Raw genomic sequence first — 2,431 nt, forward strand, 5'->3', positions numbered from 1 at the left:
CGGCCCGCGAGCAGCGTCGCCTCCGGCGCGGCCGGAGAGCCGAAGGACGCCAGCTTCCCGGCTACCGCGGCGGCGTCGGCGACCAGCCGCCCCGAGGCGCGCCCGGCCGCGTGCCGGGCCTCGATCAGCACCAGCCGGGCGTGCGTCTCCCACCAGGTGCGCCGCTGCCCGGCGAACAGCCGTACCGCGAGGGCCGCACGGGCGATCGCCGTGTGCGGTTCGCCCGCCGGCCGGGCTGCCCGCGCGGCGGCCAGCAGCAGCTCCGCCTTGCGGGTGGACTGCCCGCCGAGCCCGTCCAGCTTCCCGATCGCCGCGTCCGCCTCGGCCAGCGCCTCCGGTGCGAGACCGGCCGCCATCAGCACCTCGCAGCGCCGGATGTTCAGCATGAACGTCGGCGTGCCGAGCCGGGCGTACCGCTCCTCCGCCTCGTCCAGCAGTCGCAGCGCCGCCGGTACGTCCCCCGACCGGAACGCGGCCAGGCCCCGGCTCTCCACCGCGTCGGCCTTGTCGTGCTCCTGGCCGGTGGTGTCCCACAGCGCCTCGGCCGCGGTGAAGTCCGCCTCCGCCCGCTCCACCGACCCCAGCGCCAGATGCACGGTCGCCCGCAGGGTCAGCGCCCGCGCCGTCCAGATCACGTCGTCCGCCTGCCGCAGCACGGGCACCGCCCGGCGCACGTCCTCCAGCGCCTCCCGATGGTGACCGAGCACCCACCACACGTACGCCCGCCGGTACAGCACCCGCGCCCTGGTGTGCCCCGCGCCCCGCGCGACACCCCGCTCGAAGGCCGCCAGGCCCTCCCGGGTGCGGCCCGCGTGCACCAGCGCCACGCCCAGCGTGGCCAGTACGTCCGCCTCGCGGTCGGCCGAGTCGGCTCGCGCCGCGCACTCCCGGGCCCGCCGCAGGTGGTGCAGCGCCAGCCGCAGATCGCCGAAGTCCCGCTGCCAGATGCCGATCACCTGGTGGGCGACCGAGGCGTCCAGCGGGGAGGGGCCGGCGTCGAGCAGCGCCCGGGCCCTCGCGAGAGCCTCGCCCGGGTCGGCGAACACCAACGGCAGCAGTTCCGTCACCGAGTCGCTGCTTCCCGCTGTCACTCCTCGGATGGTAGTGGTCCCGGAGCGCACCACACAGGTGTCGAGCTGTATCAGGAGACGGCGAGGCGGCTCATGTTGACGACCGCTCAGCACAACCGGCCGACGCCGTCGCACCAACGGGAGGACCCGCCATGGCACCTCAGCGATTCCACGAGCAGTTCGACCAGATCCAGCGCTCGATGCCGGACGTCCCCCTGGCGATGGGCCCGGACGACTCGGCGGAGTTCATGTACGAGAAGGGCGTGGTCCTCGTCCGCGACGGCGAGGAGGCCCGGATCGTCGAGGACACGGTACGGGCGCACTTCACGGTCGCACCCGACCTCGACCAGGAGCAGATCCGCCGCGCGGGCCCGCAGACCAGCCGCAGCGGCATCACCCGCATCCGCGTCGGCAACCCCGGTGAGGGCGCCCGGGACGCCGACCGGGCCGTCGCCCACGCCCTGCGCTCCGTGCGGGAGCACGAGTCCCGGGCGGGACGCCGGATGGTGGCCCGGAACCACGTGGTGCACATCGCGGTCAACGCCTGCCCCGGCGACGAACCCGTCCCCGCCCCGCTCAGCGAACCTCCCAACCCGGCCGCCGCCGGCACGCCCCACGACCCGGACACCGCCGTCGGCGTCCTCGTCGTCGACACCGGCCTCATGCACGACCACCGCTCCTGCGGCCTGCTGGCCCACACCGGCGGCGACGCCCAGCTGCAGGAGTGCGACGACCAGGGCGTCCTCCAGCAGTACGTCGGCCACGGCACCTTCATCGCCGGGCTCGTCGCCGCCGTCGCGCCCAACACCGACATCACCGTCCGCGGCACCCTCAACGACGCCGGCGCCATCCTGGAGTCCGAGTTCGGCGACAAGCTCTTCGAGGCCGTCGACGCGGGCGGCTGGCCCGACGTCCTCAGCCTCTCCGCCGGCACCTCCAACGGCCGCACCGACGGTCTGCTCGGCGTCGAGAGCTTCATGCGGGAACTGCGCGAGCAGCGCACCCTGCTGGTCGCCGCCGCCGGCAACAACGCCAGCGCGGCGCCCTTCTGGCCCGCCGCCTACGCCGACCTGCCCGGCTGGGAGGACTCGGTCCTGTCGGTCGGCGCCCTGCGCAGCGACGGCGAGTTCGGCGCCTGCTTCACCAACCACGGCCCCTGGGTGAAGGTCTACGCCCCCGGCGAGCGCCTCACCAGCGTCCTCACCGGCTTCGACTCGCCCGTCCCGTACGTGTACCAGCACTCCACGTACGACGCCTGCCGCTACGGCTTCGGCGCTGTTGACCTGTACCCACAGCTCGTGCAGCCGGCGCGGCACATGGACGGTGCGGACGTTGTCACGGAAGTACCGCTTGATCTCGCC

Annotated in this window: 3 pseudogenes; 1 reads left to right on the forward strand and 2 read right to left on the reverse strand. The window is 74.4% G+C overall.

The features are described 5' to 3' along the window. A pseudogene (locus ABZ281_RS46025) lies at positions 1 to 1,091 on the reverse strand (CHAT domain-containing protein); the annotation flags it as partial. A gap of 131 nt (positions 1,092 to 1,222) precedes the next feature. On the opposite strand from ABZ281_RS46025, the pseudogene ABZ281_RS46030 reads away from it, so the two are divergent. Then, positions 1,223 to 2,341: pseudogene (locus ABZ281_RS46030) on the forward strand (S8/S53 family peptidase); the annotation flags it as partial. Here the strand turns inward: ABZ281_RS46030 and ABZ281_RS46035 are convergent. Continuing rightward, positions 2,342 to 2,431 (reverse strand): annotated as a pseudogene (locus ABZ281_RS46035) (RNA polymerase sigma factor SigF); the annotation flags it as partial.

This window comes from Streptomyces sp. NPDC006265, from assembly GCF_040613555.1.
Lineage (GTDB): Bacteria > Actinomycetota > Actinomycetes > Streptomycetales > Streptomycetaceae > Streptomyces.